The sequence below is a fragment of the Pseudomonas lundensis genome, assembly GCF_001042985.1.
Lineage (GTDB): Bacteria > Pseudomonadota > Gammaproteobacteria > Pseudomonadales > Pseudomonadaceae > Aquipseudomonas > Aquipseudomonas lundensis.
The window spans coordinates 1-1,382 of record NZ_JYKY01000071.1; the positions used below are offsets into that span (position 1 = coordinate 1).

Consider the following 1,382-nt stretch of genomic DNA (forward strand, 5'->3'; position numbering starts at 1 on the left):
TCGATCAAGGTCTGATCGAAGGTCAGCGTCACGCCCTGGCTGGCGGCGTTGCGGGCCACACGATCGAGCTGCAGGCCGACGATATGGCGGATCTCCTCCTTGCCCAGCGCATGGAAGACGATGATCTCGTCGATGCGGTTGAGGAACTCGGGGCGGAAGTGTCCGCGCAGCACGTCCATCACCTCGCCCTTGGTCTTCTCGTATTCCTCGCCGGCGGCGCCACGGGCCTTCAGCCGACGCTGGATGATGTCCGAGCCCAAGTTCGAGGTGGCGATGATGATGGTATTGGTGAAATCCACCACCCGGCCCTTGCCGTCGGTGAGCCGCCCGTCGTCGAACACCTGCAGCAGGATGTTGTAGACGTCGGGGTGAGCCTTCTCGATCTCGTCCAGCAGCAACACGCTGTAGGGTTTGCGCCGCACCTTCTCGGTGAGCTGGCCACCCTCGTCGTAGCCGACGTAACCCGGAGGCGCCCCCACCAGGCGTGCCACGGTATGGCGTTCCCCGTACTCGGACATGTCGATGCGCAGCAGCGCACCTTCATCGCCATAGATGGACTCGGCCAGCGCCTTGGCGAGCTCGGTCTTGCCCACGCCGGTCGGCCCGAGGAACAGAAAAGTCGCCACCGGCTTGCCGCCTTCGCGCAGGCCCGCCCGCGACAGCCGCACGGCATCGGCCACCGCGCGCACCGCTTCGTCCTGGCCCACCAGGCGCTCGTGCAGCCGCTGCTCCAGATGCAGCAGCTTCTCGCGCTCTTCCACCGTCAGCTCGTTGACCGGAATGCCGGTCAGGCGCGAGACGATCTGCGCGACATGCTCGGCCTTGACTTCGGCGCTGCCCGAGGCGCGCTCGCGCTCCCAATCTTCGATGAGCTTCTTGAGTTCGGCCTCTTTTGCCTCGATGCGCTTGCCCAGCTCGGCGGCCTTGTCGTACTGCTTGCGCGAGGCCATGTAGTCCTGCTCACGCCGCAACTGGTGCAGTTCGGACTCCAGCTCTTGTACGGCCACTGGGCGAGCCGTGGCCGACAGCTTCACGCGTGCGGCCGCCTGGTCAAGCAGGTCGATGGCCTTGTCAGGCAAAAAGCGCGCGGTGATGTAGCGGTCCGACAACTCGGCGGCGGCGATGATCGCATCCTCGGTGATGCTGACCTTGTGGTGCGCCTCGAAGGTGTCGCGCAGGCCGCGCAGGATCATCATGGTCTGCGCTACCGTCGGCTCGGGCACCATCACCGGCTGGAAACGACGCTCCAGCGCGGCGTCCTTCTCGATGTACTTCTGATACTCGTTGAGCGTGGTGGCGCCGATCAGGTTCAGCTCGCCGCGCGCCATCATCGGCTTGAACACGTTGGCCACGTCCAGCCCGCCTTCGCCGCCACCCTGGCC

The 1,382-nt window shown here is 65.6% G+C and carries 1 protein-coding gene; it reads right to left on the reverse strand.

The window, feature by feature from the left end; all coding sequences use genetic code 11:
* Positions 1 to 1,382: AAA family ATPase (locus TU74_RS22885; RefSeq protein ID WP_048377751.1), on the reverse strand; the 1,382-nt coding region annotated here is incomplete at both ends.